Source organism: Solibacillus sp. FSL R7-0682, from assembly GCF_038005985.1.
Taxonomy (GTDB): Bacteria; Bacillota; Bacilli; order Bacillales_A; family Planococcaceae; genus Solibacillus.
This window is the reverse complement of record NZ_JBBOUI010000001.1, coordinates 479,838-496,305: the sequence shown is the minus strand read 5'-3', so window position 1 is coordinate 496,305 and position 16,468 is coordinate 479,838. Positions and strand designations below refer to the sequence as shown.

22 protein-coding genes, 1 riboswitch and 1 other annotated feature are annotated in these 16,468 nt (G+C 33.7%); of the genes, 6 read left to right on the top strand and 16 right to left on the bottom strand.

What is annotated here, in order from left to right; translation table 11 throughout:
- The first annotated feature begins 154 nt into the window (after positions 1-154).
- Positions 155-307 carry a hypothetical protein gene (locus tag MKZ17_RS02520; protein ID WP_340722240.1) on the top strand — a complete coding sequence of 51 codons (153 nt, stop codon included), beginning with the start codon at positions 155-157 and terminating at the stop codon, positions 305-307.
- Positions 308-364: 57 nt separating this feature from the next.
- On the opposite strand, the gene MKZ17_RS02515 is transcribed toward MKZ17_RS02520, so the two are convergent.
- Positions 365-592 carry a small acid-soluble spore protein Tlp gene (locus MKZ17_RS02515; RefSeq protein ID WP_340722239.1) on the bottom strand — a complete coding sequence of 76 codons (228 nt, stop codon included), beginning with the start codon at positions 590-592 and terminating at the stop codon, positions 365-367.
- Between the two features lie 201 nt (positions 593-793).
- Between MKZ17_RS02515 and MKZ17_RS02510 the strand changes: the two genes are divergently transcribed.
- On the top strand, positions 794-937 hold the full coding sequence (locus MKZ17_RS02510; RefSeq protein ID WP_340722238.1) for a YjcZ family sporulation protein: 144 nt from the start codon (positions 794-796) through the stop codon (positions 935-937).
- A gap of 308 nt (positions 938-1,245) precedes the next feature.
- On the top strand, positions 1,246-1,485 hold the full coding sequence (locus tag MKZ17_RS02505; RefSeq protein ID WP_340722237.1) for a DUF1540 domain-containing protein: 240 nt from the start codon (positions 1,246-1,248) through the stop codon (positions 1,483-1,485).
- Positions 1,486-1,603: 118 nt separating this feature from the next.
- Here the strand turns inward: MKZ17_RS02505 and MKZ17_RS02500 are convergent, their stop codons facing one another.
- From MKZ17_RS02500 to MKZ17_RS02475, 6 genes are all read right to left on the bottom strand, one after another.
- Complete coding sequence (locus tag MKZ17_RS02500; RefSeq protein ID WP_340722236.1) at positions 1,604-2,239, bottom strand: DUF6944 family repetitive protein; 636 nt, start codon at positions 2,237-2,239, stop codon at positions 1,604-1,606.
- A 185-nt stretch (positions 2,240-2,424) separates the two neighbouring features.
- Positions 2,425-3,669: an MFS transporter gene (locus tag MKZ17_RS02495; protein ID WP_340725487.1), complete on the bottom strand. Its 1,245-nt coding sequence runs from the start codon at positions 3,667-3,669 to the stop codon at positions 2,425-2,427.
- A gap of 53 nt (positions 3,670-3,722) precedes the next feature.
- The gene (locus MKZ17_RS02490) at positions 3,723-4,295 is read right to left on the bottom strand and encodes a DUF4256 domain-containing protein (protein ID WP_340722235.1); all 573 of its coding nucleotides are present in this window, start codon (positions 4,293-4,295) and stop codon (positions 3,723-3,725) included.
- A 385-nt stretch (positions 4,296-4,680) separates the two neighbouring features.
- The gene (locus MKZ17_RS02485; RefSeq protein WP_340725590.1) at positions 4,681-4,920 is read right to left on the bottom strand and encodes a hypothetical protein; all 240 of its coding nucleotides are present in this window, start codon (positions 4,918-4,920) and stop codon (positions 4,681-4,683) included.
- Between the two features lie 299 nt (positions 4,921-5,219).
- A complete protein-coding gene (locus MKZ17_RS02480; RefSeq protein WP_340722234.1) occupies positions 5,220-6,218 on the bottom strand; it encodes an HAAS signaling domain-containing protein in 999 nt (332 codons plus the stop codon).
- On the bottom strand, positions 6,205-6,552 hold the full coding sequence (locus MKZ17_RS02475) for a PadR family transcriptional regulator (RefSeq protein WP_340722233.1): 348 nt from the start codon (positions 6,550-6,552) through the stop codon (positions 6,205-6,207). The genes MKZ17_RS02480 and MKZ17_RS02475 overlap by 14 nt, the downstream gene beginning before the upstream one ends.
- A 311-nt stretch (positions 6,553-6,863) precedes the next feature.
- Here MKZ17_RS02475 and MKZ17_RS02470 point away from each other — a divergent pair, with 311 nt between their 5' ends.
- Entirely contained in the window at positions 6,864-7,511 is a 648-nt protein-coding gene (locus MKZ17_RS02470; RefSeq protein WP_340722232.1) for a cupin domain-containing protein, read from the top strand.
- Between the two features lie 79 nt (positions 7,512-7,590).
- Here MKZ17_RS02470 and MKZ17_RS02465 read toward each other — a convergent pair whose 3' ends face one another.
- From MKZ17_RS02465 to MKZ17_RS02455, 3 genes are read right to left on the bottom strand one after another with little or no spacing between them, the layout of a single operon-like run.
- Positions 7,591-8,682 (bottom strand): methyl-accepting chemotaxis protein, encoded by a 1,092-nt coding sequence (locus tag MKZ17_RS02465; protein ID WP_340722231.1) that lies wholly within the window; start codon positions 8,680-8,682, stop codon positions 7,591-7,593.
- Positions 8,683-8,724: 42 nt separating this feature from the next.
- Positions 8,725-9,435 (bottom strand): hypothetical protein, encoded by a 711-nt coding sequence (locus tag MKZ17_RS02460; RefSeq protein WP_340722230.1) that lies wholly within the window; start codon positions 9,433-9,435, stop codon positions 8,725-8,727.
- A 25-nt stretch (positions 9,436-9,460) separates the two neighbouring features.
- Complete coding sequence (locus MKZ17_RS02455; protein ID WP_340722229.1) at positions 9,461-9,820, bottom strand: hypothetical protein; 360 nt, start codon at positions 9,818-9,820, stop codon at positions 9,461-9,463.
- 102 nt (positions 9,821-9,922) lie between these two features.
- Positions 9,923-10,008: riboswitch (cyclic di-GMP riboswitch) on the bottom strand.
- A 520-nt stretch (positions 10,009-10,528) separates the two neighbouring features.
- Positions 10,529-10,747, top strand: a binding site (T-box leader).
- Between the two features lie 42 nt (positions 10,748-10,789).
- Here MKZ17_RS02455 and argS point away from each other — a divergent pair.
- Positions 10,790-12,466, top strand: coding sequence for an arginine--tRNA ligase (gene argS / locus MKZ17_RS02450; RefSeq protein ID WP_340722228.1), 1,677 nt, complete (start codon positions 10,790-10,792; stop codon positions 12,464-12,466).
- 88 nt (positions 12,467-12,554) lie between these two features.
- On the opposite strand, the gene MKZ17_RS02445 is transcribed toward argS, so the two are convergent.
- Genes MKZ17_RS02445 through MKZ17_RS02425 form a run of 5 tightly spaced genes read right to left on the bottom strand, consistent with a single transcriptional unit; the run spans position 12,555 to position 15,040 of the window.
- Positions 12,555-13,007: a GNAT family N-acetyltransferase gene (locus tag MKZ17_RS02445; RefSeq protein ID WP_340722227.1), complete on the bottom strand. Its 453-nt coding sequence runs from the start codon at positions 13,005-13,007 to the stop codon at positions 12,555-12,557.
- Between the two features lie 24 nt (positions 13,008-13,031).
- Positions 13,032-13,436 carry an NUDIX hydrolase gene (locus tag MKZ17_RS02440; protein ID WP_340722226.1) on the bottom strand — a complete coding sequence of 135 codons (405 nt, stop codon included), beginning with the start codon at positions 13,434-13,436 and terminating at the stop codon, positions 13,032-13,034.
- A gap of 10 nt (positions 13,437-13,446) precedes the next feature.
- Entirely contained in the window at positions 13,447-13,893 is a 447-nt protein-coding gene (locus MKZ17_RS02435) for an NUDIX hydrolase (RefSeq protein WP_340722225.1), read from the bottom strand.
- 28 nt (positions 13,894-13,921) lie between these two features.
- Positions 13,922-14,539 carry an HAD family hydrolase gene (locus tag MKZ17_RS02430; protein ID WP_340722224.1) on the bottom strand — a complete coding sequence of 206 codons (618 nt, stop codon included), beginning with the start codon at positions 14,537-14,539 and terminating at the stop codon, positions 13,922-13,924.
- 24 nt (positions 14,540-14,563) lie between these two features.
- A complete protein-coding gene (locus tag MKZ17_RS02425; RefSeq protein WP_340722223.1) occupies positions 14,564-15,040 on the bottom strand; it encodes a GNAT family N-acetyltransferase in 477 nt (158 codons plus the stop codon).
- A gap of 123 nt (positions 15,041-15,163) precedes the next feature.
- Between MKZ17_RS02425 and MKZ17_RS02420 the strand changes: the two genes are divergently transcribed.
- A complete protein-coding gene (locus MKZ17_RS02420; protein ID WP_340722222.1) occupies positions 15,164-15,514 on the top strand; it encodes a VOC family protein in 351 nt (116 codons plus the stop codon).
- 86 nt (positions 15,515-15,600) lie between these two features.
- Here the strand turns inward: MKZ17_RS02420 and MKZ17_RS02415 are convergent, their stop codons facing one another.
- Positions 15,601-16,443, bottom strand: a complete 843-nt coding sequence (locus MKZ17_RS02415) for a copper amine oxidase N-terminal domain-containing protein (protein WP_340722221.1) — start codon at positions 16,441-16,443, stop codon at positions 15,601-15,603.
- Positions 16,444-16,468: the final 25 nt, after the last annotated feature.

Below are 16,468 nucleotides of genomic sequence, written 5' to 3'. Positions count from 1 at the left end.
CAATAAAAAAATAAAAATGTTTTGTAGATATTGTAAAAAATAAAATTCAGATTTTTCTAAAAAATGATGAGAAAGCAGTGACTTGATACCTTATTCTGTTATATAATAGTTTCAAATAAATTTTATTGTTATATATTGAAAAGGGGGATTTAAAATGATTTCAGAAAACGAGCGTAAAAATATGGTTCATTTTTTAATTATGTATTGTGGTTCTAATCCTAATCAATTACAGACTCTTAATGATTATTTATTAGAACGCACATACGACTTCGCATACAGTAGAACAATAATGGAATGTGACTTCTAAAAATTAAAAAGCAGACGGTGTAGAAGATTTTTTGTCCTTCTATACCATCTGCTATTCTTATGCTTTCCCTTTTTTACTTTTTCCAATTTCTTCTTTTATTTCTTCTTTAAGTTCTTCGATTGTTTCTTTTCTTCGCTCATTTTTTTCACTCAACATTTCACGTAGAATAGGGTCTGCAAATTCCTTGCCTATTTCCGCTTCTGTAAGATTCCCTTCTGTGTTCCTAACAATTTCACGAATTCGATCAACCTTACTCGAATTGTCCTTTTTCTTTGAATTAGACATGTTACCCTCCATGTGTATACGACTTTTTTTTAGTGTGGATTTTTTACCTGATTCTATGTAGATTTTTTTTTGCTTTTACTTCCACCATTTAAAAAACACATTAAAAATTGCAAAAAACGATAATTATCTATTACAATAATCCAAGCTTTTTTCTTTATTTGTCATATTCTGTACTTAGTATAAACAAAGGTGGTGGAAAATATGGGCTCAGCAGGCTATCAAAATAATGGCGGCGGCGGATATGGAGGTTATGGATCTGGCTTTGGTTTCGCATTTTTAGTTGTTCTCTTTATCCTTCTTATTATTGTAGGTGCAGCTTTCTTTGGAGGAGGAGGCTATTATTAATTTAACTTTCATTAATTAAAAAACGTAACAATATTTACTACACCAGCTTTAAATTCCTACCACAATACTACACTCGATTAAAAATGAAAAATTAACTCACATAAAAATTTCACAAAAAGAGTAGTCAATTGTTATTGCTACTCTTTTTGTATTTATTTCAACTAATACATTGTGTTAAAAATAGGGAATTTTACTCCTTTGAAAATAAAAATCCTCCAAATTGGACAAGATAATATATGAAGAATACAAAGTAGAGCTTTAACCTTTTGTATTGTTCACGTTTAATCAAATCAAAGAGGAGGAGAGCTATGCCAGCTTTAGAGGTGAAGTGTACAGTTTCAAATTGCTTTTTCCATGCGAAAGGAAATTTATGTGGGGCTGATAAAATCGAAATCGATATGGATCATCTAAAAAACAACAAAGAAAAGACAGAGTTTGCTTCTGATTTTGATTCACGACATGAAACAGCAGAAGCAATGAATTCTACAGACACGTGCTGTAGGACATTTATATCCAAAAAAGATAAACGCCAACAATCTACAAAGTAAAAACCGTTTCCATCCAAAACAAAAAATTTGATTTGCGTTATTCACAGAAGTGAGGCTTATTCACTTCTGTGAATCAAATTTTCTCAATTGACCCTTTATACCTTATATTTGTTTACTTCTATTCAGTTGCCAAAGCCGTAATAACGGCTCCGACTGCTTGTATCCATGCTCCAACTGCATTCGTTACAATCCCCTCTGTTGAATTAGTATTTGCAAAAACTTGAATTACATTCCCAATTAATTGAATGATATTGCCTGTATTCGCTATTGTTTGTAAAAGCGTTAATTGACCTGAGGTTTGAATGGTCATTCCTAATCCAACTACTTGTAAAAGGTCCCCTTGCTTTTGTAATAATTCACTTGATTGCTCATTGCTATTTAATATCCCTGCAACAACTGCTATATTCCCTATTGCTTGGAGCTGATCTCCCACTACATCTAATAATTCACTCCCTGCCTCTGCAGCAATGGCAGTTCCTCCAGCCTCTAATATATTCCCTATTAAATTAAAGTCTGTTAGCGTTTGCTCGGTAAAAATACGAGATGGTGTACTCCCGATTGCAGCAATTATTGTTCCGACTGCTTCAATCCAGTTTCCTGCAATGGCCGCAATGTTTGAATTACTCGTTTCATTTTGACTGTTTGAAGATTGCTGGTCTCTACGTATATTACGGGGCATCATACTATTCCATTTATGAATTGTTCCATCTTGTTTTTTCGAGTTATTACGGTTATTCGGGTTATAAAAGTTCATCATATTTTCACCTACTAATTTAAAAATAATCCTGCCACATTATATGATTATTAAATTAGTTCCGTTAGACAGATTAATTGAAGTACTTTATTATTTTATTTTCATCCCATACAGGCATACTAAAATTTAATACATAAAAAAAAGAGTAGCATTCGCTACCCTTCTTTTCTTTAAATCCTTCCTTTTTAAATCGAATTTTCCTTGTAAATCATTGCGCCAATTAAGCCAATTGTAGAAAAGAGTACTGGTGCAGTAAAACCATAGTAATATCCATCGCCTAAATTTCCAGAAGTTGATTGAAAATAATCTAAAATATAGCCAAAAATGATAGGTAGTAAAACCGCGCTGAGAAAGCCACCCGTATTAGCAAATCCTGAAACGATGCCTGATTCTTTTATAGGGAAAGATTGGCGAACAGCTGCAAAGGTTAATGCACTTGCCCCGTATCCATAGCCAATGATAAAGAATAGTAACATGAGGATAAACAAGGATGGATGCCCTTTAAATAAAAGAAAAGAACACCAACAAAATAAAACAATAAGATGGACGACAATATATGGTCTTTTTATTGATTCTAAACGACTTGAAATCCAGCTTGTTAAAGGGGCTCCAATAAGTGCCCCGATAAGACCAATCATAATCATCTGGCTAGCATCTGAGCGTGTCATTTCATACATATTCATGCCATATGGGACTGCCCAAGAACTGATAAACCCTACATATCCCCCAACTACTCCAAAGTGACAAAAGAATAGCGCCCATGCTTGCCGATTTGATAATATTCTTCGTAGTATTACGCTTGTTTTTTCACGTTGTACAAATTCCGTTAAAACTTCCTGTTCTTCTATAAAGATTTTTTTTGCTTTCTTTATAAGTACAAAATAAAGAAGCAGTCCACATAGGCAAAGCAGTAATCCTGCGGAGAAAAATGCTAATCTCCACCCGAGTAAATGTATCCAAGCAGAGAATGGTACTGTTGCCAATAGGAAGCCTAAACTACCTGTCATACCGGCAAAACCAATTAATCGAACAAATTCCTTTTTATGAAACCACTGACTTAAAATAAGTACCATATTGACCCATATAGTCGCATCCCCTATGCCCGTAAGCATTCTAGAAAAGAATAAAACAAACTCATGTGTACCAAGACTATAAAGAATTGTACCTACTCCAGTAAGTGTCGCACCGATAATTAGAAAGAAATTCGGACCAAAACGATCAGCTAAAATCCCCATAGGAATTTGCAAGCTCGTATATACAAAAAATTGGATGCTAGCTAATAACCCAATCGTCGTTGCTGTTACTTTAAAATCCGTCATCAACTGGTCTGTTATGAGACCTGGAGCAGTTCGTTGACTTGCCATTAATAAATACGTAAACAATACAGAAACAAATACAACCCATCTGTAACTGCTATTTTGTTTGCCCAGTAATTTCGACCCCTATTAGCTTTTACATTATATATATGAAATCACATTAATAATTAAACCTTAAGTAAGCCCCGGAAGCCTCTTGCTGCATAATAAGATTCCGCGCCATTGTGATACATAAAGATCGTGTCATAACGACGGTCACAAAAAATTGCGCCACCAAGTTTTCGAATATTTTCAGGTGTTTTCACCCAGCTTGACGATTTCAAATCAAAACTCCCTAGTTTCTGCAATTCTCGGTATTGTTCTTCCGTTAAGATTTCAATCCCAATTTGAGCCGCCATATCAATAGCATTGTTTTGTGGTTTGTGCTGTTTTCTAGATTCAAGCGCTTCTCTGTCGTAACAAACACTTCTGCGACCTTTTGGGCTTTCTGCTGAGCAATCACAAAAAATGAATTCGTCCGTCTCTTCATTATAGGCAATAACGTCTGGTTCACCACCTGTGATTTCCATTTCATTGAGTGACCAAAGTTTAGCTTTAACAGCATTTGCTTCTAGCTTTGCTTGTACTTCAGACCATTTGAGACCTTCATGGCGATTCATATTTTTCTCAAAGCGAACCTTCAATATGTGAAGTAATTCATGCTGTTGTTCAGATGACAATTTCATTTCTTCATTTTTCATATTAATCCCCCTCGGATAATAATGTGTTCTTCATTTATTTTACCGATTTATCGTTCGTTTCCAACCCTACGTTTGAATAATACGTATAAATTATCGAAACATTTTGAATGAATAGACCTATGTATACATTTATACAATTATTTTGTCAATTAATTAAAAACATGAAGTAAATTTTGGCCTATAGTCCAATAATAAGTTAGGCTTAATAAAATGTCTCAAACAAATTGAATTAAGTGATTTTAAATAAAAATGAGGCACATATTAAAAATAATACTTTTTCTTCGAAAACGAAAAATGATGGAATAGTTAACGCTATATTTCATGAAGATATCCTCTTCACTCCTTTTTTTTACACAGTAAGGAGTGAAGGGATATGTTCAATTTTTTATCGTGGACCGTTACGATCTAAATGAATCATGCCTGGAATTTTATTTAGCTTATATGCGCTACTATCCACTTCTAAGTTTTCTCTTAGCGGTTGGAGTGGAATTGGATCCACTGTTTGTACTTCAGATGCTTGTGCAAGTAAAGCTTTAGAATCGTTATAAGAAAGACCAAATGCTGCATTTAACAGCTTCACTTCATCAATATCTGTCCCAGCAACTGTATACTTTTTCTTTCCCATTCAAACACCTCCTCTTTCTATAGGATGTGCGAGGCACTTCGGTTTATGTAAACATAAAAGGGAGAATGTAATTCCACCTCAAATAGAACACTCGTTATTTTTATCTAAAAGTAAAGAGGCTGGGATAGAAGTGAAAATTTCTCTATTTACGGTAAAGTACAGTATTAAAAAAAGGATACTTCCACGTCCCCAGAAAGCGTCCCCGCAACGGAAACCAATTACAAAAAAACATCATTCTTCTCACTCAAGAAAAATGATGTTTTAGTTTAATACAGCCTCTTTAATGATTATTTATTCTGCTATCTAATTCTAGCCTTACTATGACCATCATAGGCAGTGATTACAGCACCGATTATAAAGATAAAGATTCCACCACCAACAAGCCACATGAAAAACTGATCCTTAGTAATAGTAAATAAATTTGTCATATATGATATGAACGCTTCGTTTAATAAATTTGGATTCACTAAAATAACAATAAAAGTAATCGTTACAGTGATTTGGAGAACAGTATTATAGATGGCAATTCTTTTTGTCCATTGTTCCTTCAATAATTTATATAGAGCCAATGCTATTTCTAAGCCGATTATAATCACAATGATTGGCCAATACTGTAGTAATACTTCCTGATTAAAAACTGGCATTACAAATTCTAAACGTCCGCCATTCCCTTCATATACCCCAACAAGCTGATTGGCATAAAAATAAAGAGTTGCCCAAATAGCAGTCCACATTAAACTTCCAAAGACTTCTAACTTTGAAATCGCTTTTTTCTTAGGAATATACGCAATATTTTTCAAATCATCGGAAGTCCATTTTTCAAGGCTAAATGATAAAGGTTCCGGATCTTTTTCCTTATCGAATCTTTCTATAATAGCAAAAGTAATTGTCAACCAGAAAAAGACTTGCATTCCCACCTCGATGATTGTCCATATTCCTTCCCCGATAATTAGAAAAACAATATTTATAATTGCTTCTTCGGCATTGTAGCCAGTAAAGTATTTTGTAATTATCGTGATGAACGCAATGACTGTCGCAATTGGTAAAATCATTTTCAATAACGAGACATAAACATCAAAATAACGCGGACCTATAAGATGCATTGGTTGATCTTTGTAACCGTTCGCTAATACTGTTGGATTCCCCAATTGATCCAGTATCCCTTTAACGTCTTCCTCACTGTAATTTTGCGGGAGCATATCCTCAATGGTTGACCGTAATTCTAATGCAATATCTGTTCGCATTTTTTCAGGTAGCCTACGAGTGACCTCTTGAATATAAATCTCAATCATCTTCATCTTTCTCATCCCCTCTTAATAGAGCATAAAGTTCCTTCGAATTATTAATCCATTCCTGTTTTAATTGCAAAAATATTTCCAAACCAAATTCACTTAATACATAGTACTTACGTGGCCTACTTTCGGATGTATCCCAACTACTTGTTACAAGCTCCTGCTTTTCTAATCGACGAAGTAATGGATATAAGGTACTTTGATCAATGGCAATGCCTGACCCCTCCAATAACTGAACTAGTGAATATCCGTACTGGGGAGTTCTTAATTGACTTAAAACCGCTAATGTCAGTGTTCCTCTCCTAAGCTCTGTCGTTAATGAATTCAATAAATTACTCAATTCACACACCTCAAGTTCAATTACTATATGTCATACAGTATTCATTTTATACTATGCATCATACACTATTGTTGTTACAATAACAATCATAATTAGTCAATTCAAAAAATTCTTTTTAACCATTAGGGATTTATCAAATCGTTGTTCAATAATTGGATAATTTTTTTCGGTATCAATTTTATGTTGTGAGGCAATTAATTTTGGGTAAATGACGAAGAGGTTATAGTTGAACTATGTACACCAATCAAACTGTTGGTGCATAACATACCTCGAAGGTTTGTTTTACAGCAATTTTAAAGAGGTGAGAAACGATGGCTTCGTATAAGGATTACACTTCGCCATCAACTCAGTTCACCTTTGACGTAAATAAAAGTCCTCTGTTCAAAAAGGATACTAACAATTTTATTAACGTCCTAGGTGTACAACAGTTGAATACATTGGAAAATATATCTCTCCTAGATATCTTTCTAAGTGCTAATAATGTTATAGAACCCCACTATCACCAAAATGCTGCCGAGTTAGTTTATTGCATTTCTGGCGCTGCTACAATTTCGATACTGAACCCATTTACAAAACAATTTCTCAATTATTCAATTACACCAGGTCAAGTGGCAAACATTCCACAAGGCTGGTGGCATTATGAAGTAGCTACTGTTGATAACACACATCTCTTGGCAATTTTTGATGCGCCAACTCCAGAAGTTATTTTAGGTTCTGACCTATTAAAATTTACTCCTGCCACTATTATGTCTCATACTTATTGCATGGATGAAAATCAATGGAAACAAGTAGTTGCACCCGTTAAACCTAGTACATATATAGGTCCTTACACGGATTGTAGCAAAGTAATATCGGATACAGAATATACATCCGACCAAAATAGTAATCTACAATATCATTGGCCGCAATATATAACACAACATCAACAAATAACATATATACCTCATTATTGGCAATAAATTGAGGAAAGCTCAAAAAACATCAAATTCAGCAAGAGTAAATAACCTCTATCTGAATTTGATGTTTTTAATTTTGCAATTAAACTCTATTCACTACCTCGGTTTCAACCTCTTCATTCAGAGAAAAAAGGCTTTCATCCTTATTTAGCTCTAACAGTTTCTTTGCTTCTTCAACTAAGCTTTGCATTGTATTTAATTCGTCATCACTAATTTCAATTAATTCTTCAAACATTTCCACTGACTCTCGAGAAATGAAAGAAATCTCTTTCATCGCGGCCATAATTTGTTGAGAGCTTGAAGATAATTCCTCTGTACTTGCAGATGAATTCGCGTTATTATCAGCAATAATTTTTGTCGTATCAACTATCTTTTCAAACATCGTACCAATTTCTAAAATTGTTGTATTTGTTTGTGCAAACTCTTCTGTTCCTTGCTTCATTGATATGACAACTCGATCTGTTTCTTCTTGAATATTTTTTACAATATTCGCCACTTCTGAAGATGACTGACGCGATTGTTCAGCTAGTTTACGAACCTCATCAGCTACAACAGCAAATCCCTTACCGTGTTCACCAGCACGAGCTGCCTCAATAGCTGCATTTAATGCTAATAAATTGATTTGTTCAGAAATCCCTGTAATTACTTTAACAATTTTACCTATTTCATGAGACTTTTCTCCGAGGATTGTAATTGCACCAAATGTTGTATTAATTGTTTGATTAAATTGCTCCATTTTAACCATCGAATCTTTTATCTTTTCGTTACCATCCTGTGTCAATTCTAATGTAGTATTTGATTGTTCGGAAATCTGATTCGACCTTATCGATAGCTCTTCGATAGCCTCTGTCATATCTTCGATTGAAGTTGAACTCTCTTCCGTAGCTACTAATTGTTTTTTTAATCCGTTACCTACCTCATCGATTGCAGCTCGTACAATATCGGCCTTCTCAGCTGCGTATTCCCCGTGTTCGGTAAGGTTTCTACCTTTTTCATTAACATTTTTGGCAAACATATAGAAATTCTCTCGTACTTGATTTGCTGATATTTCCTTTTCTCCATTTGCTACCTCATTATTTATTTGAGCGTGGCGTTTAACAGAAAAATATCGGTAAGCAAAATACACAGATGTACATAATAAAACGACAATAATTCCTAGCATGACTACTTCCATGAAAAAATCTCCTATTCTACTAACTTTTTAATAATAAATTTTTTAAAACTCTCTTATAATGATATATGTTCCATCTGCTACTTCCTCTGGAATAATGTTTAATCTACTATTATCCTTATATTTATGAACAATATAGTTTCCTTCTAGATCCACATATTTCTTCAAACCATGATATTTTTCCATTACGCGGATTGATTTAGGGTTTGTTGCTTCTGCTAAAACAGCTTTTAAGCCTTGCTCAGATGCTCTCGTTATTAGTTTGTTTCCTAATTCAACAATAACTTCGTGACGTTCCTGTTCAGCAGTTACACCTAATAAAAATAAATGTAATAACTCCCCATCTTCTATATCTTTTCCGTATCGTTTTTTATAATCTTCAATAAAACGTTGATCTACATCTTCTAATGCATGTAAAATCACATTCATATCATAAAAAGATCCTTCAAAAACATCTTCTCCAATAATTTCAGGTGCATTTGTATCACCCGCAAGTACACCAACAACATTTTGATGATGATCTAGCGCAACTGCGCAATATCCTTGTTCCACAGTAGATTCTAAGTAATCCTTTGTGAAATGATAGAAATCTTCATATTCTAAATGTAAGCATCCAACCATTGGCTCTTGAATTAATCTTCCAGCAACCTCAATACCTACGAATGAGCGTGCTAAACAATCAGCTGCCTTATATACTAAATCTGTTTGGTCTTTTGTAATAATTTCATATGTATATAACTTCTGTGCTGTCTGCATATAATTTCTCCATTTCTCTATTAGACTAACGTGTACTTTCAATGAAAGTACCGACAAATTCAATTCGTTCTAAAACATTTCTTATTTGAACTTGGGCAATTTTAGATGAAGGCTTAATTATAAGTAAATTTTTAAAGCCTAATGAAGAATAAAATTTCATTGTTTCTTCAAGCTGAGGTACAACCTTAGCTGGAACTGGCGTTTGGTAAGTAGCATCAATAACAAAAGTATAATTTTGTCTCGAAACTTTATTAATTGTTTCTTGCAAGTCTACTAAATATTGCTCTGCATCATTCTCTTTTATTAATCCATGCACCTGTACGCGTAATTCTTTCTTTGTTTCATCAATTTCCATTTTATATTTCTTCTTATCTACAACTATCATCTCAAATCTCCTTCTCTATAATTTGACTCCTACATTCATCGTGTTTATGCAAAAGAAAAAGCTACTCCAATTAAAAAAGAATAGCCCAACAAACACGTTTATGTTGGCAACCCGACTATCATGACCCAATGGATTTTAGACTCGTAGCTTTGCGTCCCTACCTTTCGATAAGTTTGCCTTTTTCACTTTTTAAAAATAATACCAATTTCACTTATTTATATTACCATAATATTATAAATGACCTGTATATTTTTTTCTACACTAGTACTTTTCTCTAATGAATATTTGATGCATTCGATGATTTTTTGGTAATACCTAGAAGGAAGTTAACATGAACGTGTAAATTTATTATTCACGAGAAAAGAAGTTAATACGTAAAATTTAATATGTAAATTATTACCTATAACCTTAAATAGTAGTGTTATTAACTTTTTTGACTGTTCCTAATTAGTCCCTTCATTTATTTATTGTTATATAATGGAATTAATTTAATATTTAGGATTAAAGGATGAAGTGGGATAAGAGATTGGCCAAATTAGGGAATTAGTTACAGAATAATATTTACAAAATTTGTATATGTTGTAGCCAATGCCTACCCAGGGATGATAGCCAATACATCTCAGGAAAAGAGATTAAAGGAATGTTATCTCAACAATATTTGGATAACATTGACAACAATTAGGCTATCCAGTAATATTGTGTGAATACTTAAATTCTTAGAAAAAGAGAGTAGTTTATCGAAAAAGTTCAGCGAATTAGGGTTGGTGTGAGCCTAATCAATTTGAGGTAAGTGAAACGCACTTTGGAGAAGCATTCTGAATAAAGAAGGAATTGCCGGGGAGTCACCTCGTTAACAATTGAAAGGGGTCACTTACTATTTGTGGCAACTAGAGTGGTACCACGGGAATTATAGCTCTCGTCTCTATTATTTAGAGACGGGGGCTTATTTTTTTTAAGGAGAGATGCAAAATGAATAAATATTTAGCCCAGAAAATTGCGGAAGAGACAAACTATTTATTTCAGGCAGAAGCCATTGAAAAAATGTTAGAAAAACCAAAACATGATGAGCTCGGTGATATTGCTTTCCCATGTTTTCAATTAGCAAAATTTTTACGTAAAGCCCCTCCTATTATTGCTGCAGAGCTTGCTGAACAGCTTATAAATCCAGCATTTGAAAAAATCAACGTTGTAGGGGGATATATCAATTTCTTTTTAAATAAATCACAGGTTATGAACGAGATTATTCCTGTTATTCTAAAACAGCAACAAAATTATGGGCAAAAAGAACAATCATTTGAAAATGTTGTGATTGATTTTTCTTCCCCTAATATCGCCAAGCCATTTTCAATGGGACATTTACGCTCAACGGTAATTGGGAATGCACTAGCAAATATTTCCGAAAAGAACGGTTATGATGCAGTTCGAGTTAATCATCTAGGCGATTGGGGAACACAATTTGGGAAACTTATTGTTGCCTATCGTCTGTGGGGAGAAAAAGGAGCAATAGAAAAGGCTCCGATTAAGGAATTACTGAAGCTTTACGGAAAATTTCATGAGGAAGCCGAAAATAATGATGCCTTAAATAATGATGCACGTGCAGCCTTTAAAGCCTTAGAAAATGGTGATTTGGAAGAGAATTCTCTATGGAAATGGTTTAAAGACGCTTCTTTAGATGAATTCCAGTCTATTTATGAACTCCTGAATATCCATTTTGACACGTTTGAAGGTGAAGCATTTTATAACGATAAAATGGCCGACATCATTACACAGCTAAAGGAAAAGGAATTACTAAAACTATCCGATGGTGCCAATGTAGTAGAGCTTGATAATATGCCCCCTTGTTTAATTACAAAGCAAGATGGTGCTTCTTTATATGCAACCCGTGATTTAGCAGCTGCTTTTTATCGTCAAAAAACTTATAGTCCAAAAAAGGTACTTTATGTCGTAGGAAATGAACAATCTTTACACTTTCAACAGCTATTCCATGTATTAAAGAAAATGGATGCAAATTGGGCAGAGCATTTATCACATGTTGGTTTCGGTATGATTCTCAAGGATGGCAAAAAAATGTCTACTAGAAAAGGCCATGTCATTTTATTAAAGGATGTATTAGAAGAAGCAATAAACACTGCAAAGGGTAATATTACTGAAAAAAATCCTACCCTTCTAAATAAGGATGATGTCGCAAAAAAAGTTGGTGTAGGTGCTGTCATCTTTAATGATTTAAAAAATTATCGTTCGAATGATATCGAATTTTCGCTTGAGCAAATGTTACATTTTAAAGGCGAAACAGGTCCATACGTACAATACACGTTTGCACGAATATGCTCAATGCTAGAAAAAGCATCGTTGCAATATCATGATGACGTTATAAAAATAACACTTACCGATAACGCCTGGCCGACTGTTGTACTATTAGCAAACTATCCTAACATTATTTCAGAAGCATTTGAACAAATGGATCCATCTCTTATCGCAAAATTTGCCTTACAGTTGGCCAAGGCATTCAATAAATTTTATGCAACAACCAAAATATTAGCGCCGGATGACTCTATAAATAGTCGATTGGCATTGTGTAAGTCGACAAGCATCGTTTTACAAGATTGTTTAAACCTTTTAGGAATCGAAGCCCCTGAAAAAATGTAAGTCCCCGTACTATAGAAACGCACTTCAATTATTAGTACAGACTACAATTGAAGTGCGTTTGCTAATTATATTTGAATTGATACATTTTTTACTTTAATAAATATTCCATTATTACTTCATCTTCATCTACTACACCCGTATGTTGAAACCCTAAACTCTCATACAATTTTTTAGCAATAGAATCTTCTTCTTTGTAACAGAGTGTTATTGAATTGTATTTACTTTCTTTCTTAATTAGCGCAATCCATTGTTGCATCGCTTTTTTCCCATAGCCTTTTCCTTGAAACTGCTCAGTAATCATAAATTGGTCTAACACACAACATGTCTTTTCATTTTCTATATAATCCCTTTGCAAAAGTAACCCAACTGGTGTATTTGAATTATAGATTGCATATACGATGCTATTGTAATCACGGTAAACATAGGCTCTTGCTAAAATTGTAACGTTTGAAGCCACCCAATTTTTTTGCTCTTTTTTTACATTTAGAACATTGAAAAATCTCCAATTTTCAGGATTAATTAATTCAAATTGTAACTCCATTAAACTAACCTCATTTCATTAAATTTAGCAGCCCACTGTCATCAATAACTCTTCAATAATTTTTAAATCCTCTGGGTAAACATGAATTAATTTTGAAATTTCATACTTGTTCTTCCATGAAATTTCTACAATCGTTTCATCAGGATCATGATATTGAATTTTTCCACCCGTAATCTCGCATAAGAAATATTTTGTTGTTACCTTATAATCTTTTATAATTGCCTTTTTAGTATGTAATTCTTTTATTATATTCGCTTCATATCCCGTTTCTTCCCAAATTTCACGTATACAAGCTTCTTTTGCTGTTTCTCCAGCTTCGATCTCCCCTGAAGGAACACCCCAGCTATTTGTATTTTTCCCACGTACCATTAATACTTGATTATCTTTAATAACAATTGCAGATGCCCCATTCCAAATTTTATACTCCATAAGTTTACTCCTACTTGTTTAATACAACTGCTGATTTTATTAATGAAGACAATCCAACCGGATAAAGTACTATTCGTTCATCAAGGATGTCATCAACTGAAATCCATTTGGCTACAGTAACCTTTTTTCCTTCTGTTACAGTAATAGCGTCAAACTTATAAAATTCTTCATCTTTAAACTTTACTGTATACATCAATGTTATTTCATGACCGATTTTATCAGCAATTTTATAAATATTTTCTATACAATCTATGTACTGAATTATTTCAATATCTGCGCCTATTTCCTCTTTATATTCTCTCACTAAAGCATCTTTAGACCGTTCGCCTAATTCAATTGTGCCTCCGATTGGTCTGTAATAAACACCGAAACCTTGAGAATGCTTTCCTACTTGTTCTTCTAACAATATAGTGTTCCCTTTCAAAATTAACCCTAACGTATTGGCTCTTGGACGCATAACCCATCTCCTTATGATTTGATAACATTTATAAAATTGTTATCAAATCATCAAATTTTTCAATCACATAATCATAATCTGCGACTTTTCCAAATCCATACTTTGCAAATACAAAGGGTATTCCAGCAAACCTTGCAGCATTCAAGTCCCCTTCTGTATCCCCAACATAAACCGGCTTACATAGGTGGTTTCGCTTGATTATTAAGTTAATATTTTCACCTTTCGAAAGTCCGGTTCTCCCCGGGTTTTCATAATCTAAAAAAAAATTATCTAGTTTATGAAAGTCATAAAAAGACTCTATGTATCCATCCTGACAGTTACTAACGATAAAGAGTTTGTACTTCTTCGATAATGTGCTTAATACTTCCTCTACATTTGGATAAAGGGTACCCCCTTCGTTTTTTAAGTACTCTTTTTCAGCATGACAACACTCTGAAATCACTTGGTTACGGAGCTCCTCTCTTAAATAAGGAAAGAGCTTTTTACTAATATCTTGCATTTGTAGTCCCATGGTTCCCTCGAAATCTGCCCGTGTTAATTCCCTCTTAATGTGACTATAATTCTTAATGCAACTATTCCAAGCATTTAGAACTGTATCAATCGAATCCCAAATGGTTCCATCCAAATCGAAAATTATACTATCCATTAATCCAACCACCACCCTTTTTTATTAGTTATTTTTTCTAACCATTGTAATAAATTCAGAAGAAACCGTACTAAATTCATTTTCCATAACAAAACCAAGCTTTTCATATAAATGAATTGCTCGTTTATTAAATTTTGCTACCGTTAATCGTGTTGGTGTAGCTTTAAATCTTTCTTCAATAAATTTAATAATAAATGAACAAAAATTATAGCCTTTCCCTTGACCTACAAGGTTCGGATTCATTCCAAGGCCCATATCAACAAAGTCATCTCGATAAACGCCGAATTGGTTTCCTATTGGGACTTTTGCATTTTCTCCCATACAAAAAAAACCAACTAATTCATTAAACTCTCCTAAAATTGCGTAGTATGTACCATCGAGCATTTCCTTTATCGCTGATTCCAATAGTTCATTATTGTAAAAATCATATGGCTTTTCGTATGTCCAATTAAGGATTTCAATCGCCATTTTTTCATTCATCTTTTCTATTACAAGTGTCATTACATTAACCTCCTCATAATAACCAATTCTTTAATTAAATGGATAATCCTTCTTAAATAAAGGGAATAGGCTTCCTTTTGTTGAATTTATTTTCAAGGAATACATTATGAAAGGAGCAGAATAATGAAAGGTTTAGTAAAGAGAATTGATACAGTATTTGTAGAGGTGAGCGATTTAGACTACTCGATTAAATGGTATTCAGAAATATTAGGATTAACATTGAGGTGGAATCGTAATGGTTATGCTGCTTTTAGTGTAGGAGAAACTGCATTAACCCTTGTGCAATCTACAGATGTTAGTCCCGCCAAACACTCCCCTTTTAACTTTTTTACAACGAATATAGATGAAGTACATCAATTTCTTATAGAAAACAAGGTGGACACGGAAGACATTGCGGATTACCCGGATATTCGTACCTTTGATTTTAAAGATCCAGATGGACACGTTCTAGGCTTCTGTCAATTTGATGAATAGGATGAACCCCGTTCTTTTTACGAAAAAAAATGAGCAGACGGGTAATTAGAAGCACAAATTAACTTCTAAACCGCCTGCTTTATACATTAAACAATCGTATTACTAATAATTTTAAAGACGCCCTTGTCAAGTAATTGATTAACGGATTGCCTAGCCGTTTCATTAAATAAATACCACTGATTTTCCGTAGCGTCATAAATTAATATTTCCGGGTATCCTTCTAAAGTTTCTTCTGGAAAAGCTTTAATTAAAGTGTAAAGATCAAAACGCTTTATGCTTTTCTCATCGGTATCCAAAAAGTCATACTGGGCTTCTTTATAATACGATCCAGGTGTATCCATAGTATACATCCATGAATAGTTTGCAGGAGCTTCAACTTTACTTCCTAAGTTATCGATAAAAATATTATAAAATGCTTCATTATAAGCGTTTCCACTACTTCGCTGTACTACACCGCCCATAGTCATATGATACTCATGTTGCAATGCTTTTACTTTTACACCACCTATACGCAATGCCCCACAATCAACAGTAACTTCTGAATTTCTGTAATTGACCATGCAGCCAAATGTTTCCGATAGTAAACGAAGTGGAACCATAGTACGGTTGTTATTTATATATGATTTTACGTCAAGTAAAGTCGATTTACCGTTTTTAAGTACGGTATTGTTGTATAGGTCTAACATTACATGCATATCTTTTTTTGTTAAGGTAACTTTAGATTTCGACCAATCTACTTTTGCTCCTAAATTTTCACTAATAACACGTAAAGGCACCATTGTACGACCATTTTTAATTTCAGGCCCTATCTCGGATGGAATTACAGCACCATCAACTTTAAGTTGAATGCTACTTGCAGCTGTATAAGTAGGGATTGAAATTATAACTAATACAATAAAAAATAAAATCCCCGAAATTTTCCGGTTCATCTTTTACACTCCTCTATTAAAAATT

What these genes read in the sequence shown, in the direction of transcription:
- MKZ17_RS02520 (WP_340722240.1), top strand. Translation starts at nt 155, where the DNA reads ATGATTTCAGAAAACGAGCGTAAAAATATGGTTCATTTTTTAATTATG.
- MKZ17_RS02515 (WP_340722239.1), bottom strand. Translation starts at nt 592, where the DNA reads ATGTCTAATTCAAAGAAAAAGGACAATTCGAGTAAGGTTGATCGAATT.
- MKZ17_RS02510 (WP_340722238.1), top strand. Translation starts at nt 794, where the DNA reads ATGGGCTCAGCAGGCTATCAAAATAATGGCGGCGGCGGATATGGAGGT.
- MKZ17_RS02505 (WP_340722237.1), top strand. Translation starts at nt 1,246, where the DNA reads ATGCCAGCTTTAGAGGTGAAGTGTACAGTTTCAAATTGCTTTTTCCAT.
- MKZ17_RS02500 (WP_340722236.1), bottom strand. Translation starts at nt 2,239, where the DNA reads ATGAACTTTTATAACCCGAATAACCGTAATAACTCGAAAAAACAAGAT.
- MKZ17_RS02490 (WP_340722235.1), bottom strand. Translation starts at nt 4,295, where the DNA reads ATGAAAAATGAAGAAATGAAATTGTCATCTGAACAACAGCATGAATTA.
- MKZ17_RS02485 (WP_340725590.1), bottom strand. Translation starts at nt 4,920, where the DNA reads ATGGGAAAGAAAAAGTATACAGTTGCTGGGACAGATATTGATGAAGTG.
- MKZ17_RS02480 (WP_340722234.1), bottom strand. Translation starts at nt 6,218, where the DNA reads ATGAAGATGATTGAGATTTATATTCAAGAGGTCACTCGTAGGCTACCT.
- MKZ17_RS02470 (WP_340722232.1), top strand. Translation starts at nt 6,864, where the DNA reads ATGGCTTCGTATAAGGATTACACTTCGCCATCAACTCAGTTCACCTTT.
- MKZ17_RS02465 (WP_340722231.1), bottom strand. Translation starts at nt 8,682, where the DNA reads ATGGAAGTAGTCATGCTAGGAATTATTGTCGTTTTATTATGTACATCT.
- MKZ17_RS02460 (WP_340722230.1), bottom strand. Translation starts at nt 9,435, where the DNA reads ATGCAGACAGCACAGAAGTTATATACATATGAAATTATTACAAAAGAC.
- MKZ17_RS02455 (WP_340722229.1), bottom strand. Translation starts at nt 9,820, where the DNA reads ATGATAGTTGTAGATAAGAAGAAATATAAAATGGAAATTGATGAAACA.
- argS (WP_340722228.1), top strand. Translation starts at nt 10,790, where the DNA reads ATGAATAAATATTTAGCCCAGAAAATTGCGGAAGAGACAAACTATTTA.
- MKZ17_RS02445 (WP_340722227.1), bottom strand. Translation starts at nt 13,007, where the DNA reads ATGGAGTTACAATTTGAATTAATTAATCCTGAAAATTGGAGATTTTTC.
- MKZ17_RS02440 (WP_340722226.1), bottom strand. Translation starts at nt 13,436, where the DNA reads ATGGAGTATAAAATTTGGAATGGGGCATCTGCAATTGTTATTAAAGAT.
- MKZ17_RS02435 (WP_340722225.1), bottom strand. Translation starts at nt 13,893, where the DNA reads ATGCGTCCAAGAGCCAATACGTTAGGGTTAATTTTGAAAGGGAACACT.
- MKZ17_RS02430 (WP_340722224.1), bottom strand. Translation starts at nt 14,539, where the DNA reads ATGGATAGTATAATTTTCGATTTGGATGGAACCATTTGGGATTCGATT.
- MKZ17_RS02425 (WP_340722223.1), bottom strand. Translation starts at nt 15,040, where the DNA reads ATGACACTTGTAATAGAAAAGATGAATGAAAAAATGGCGATTGAAATC.
- MKZ17_RS02420 (WP_340722222.1), top strand. Translation starts at nt 15,164, where the DNA reads ATGAAAGGTTTAGTAAAGAGAATTGATACAGTATTTGTAGAGGTGAGC.
- MKZ17_RS02415 (WP_340722221.1), bottom strand. Translation starts at nt 16,443, where the DNA reads ATGAACCGGAAAATTTCGGGGATTTTATTTTTTATTGTATTAGTTATA.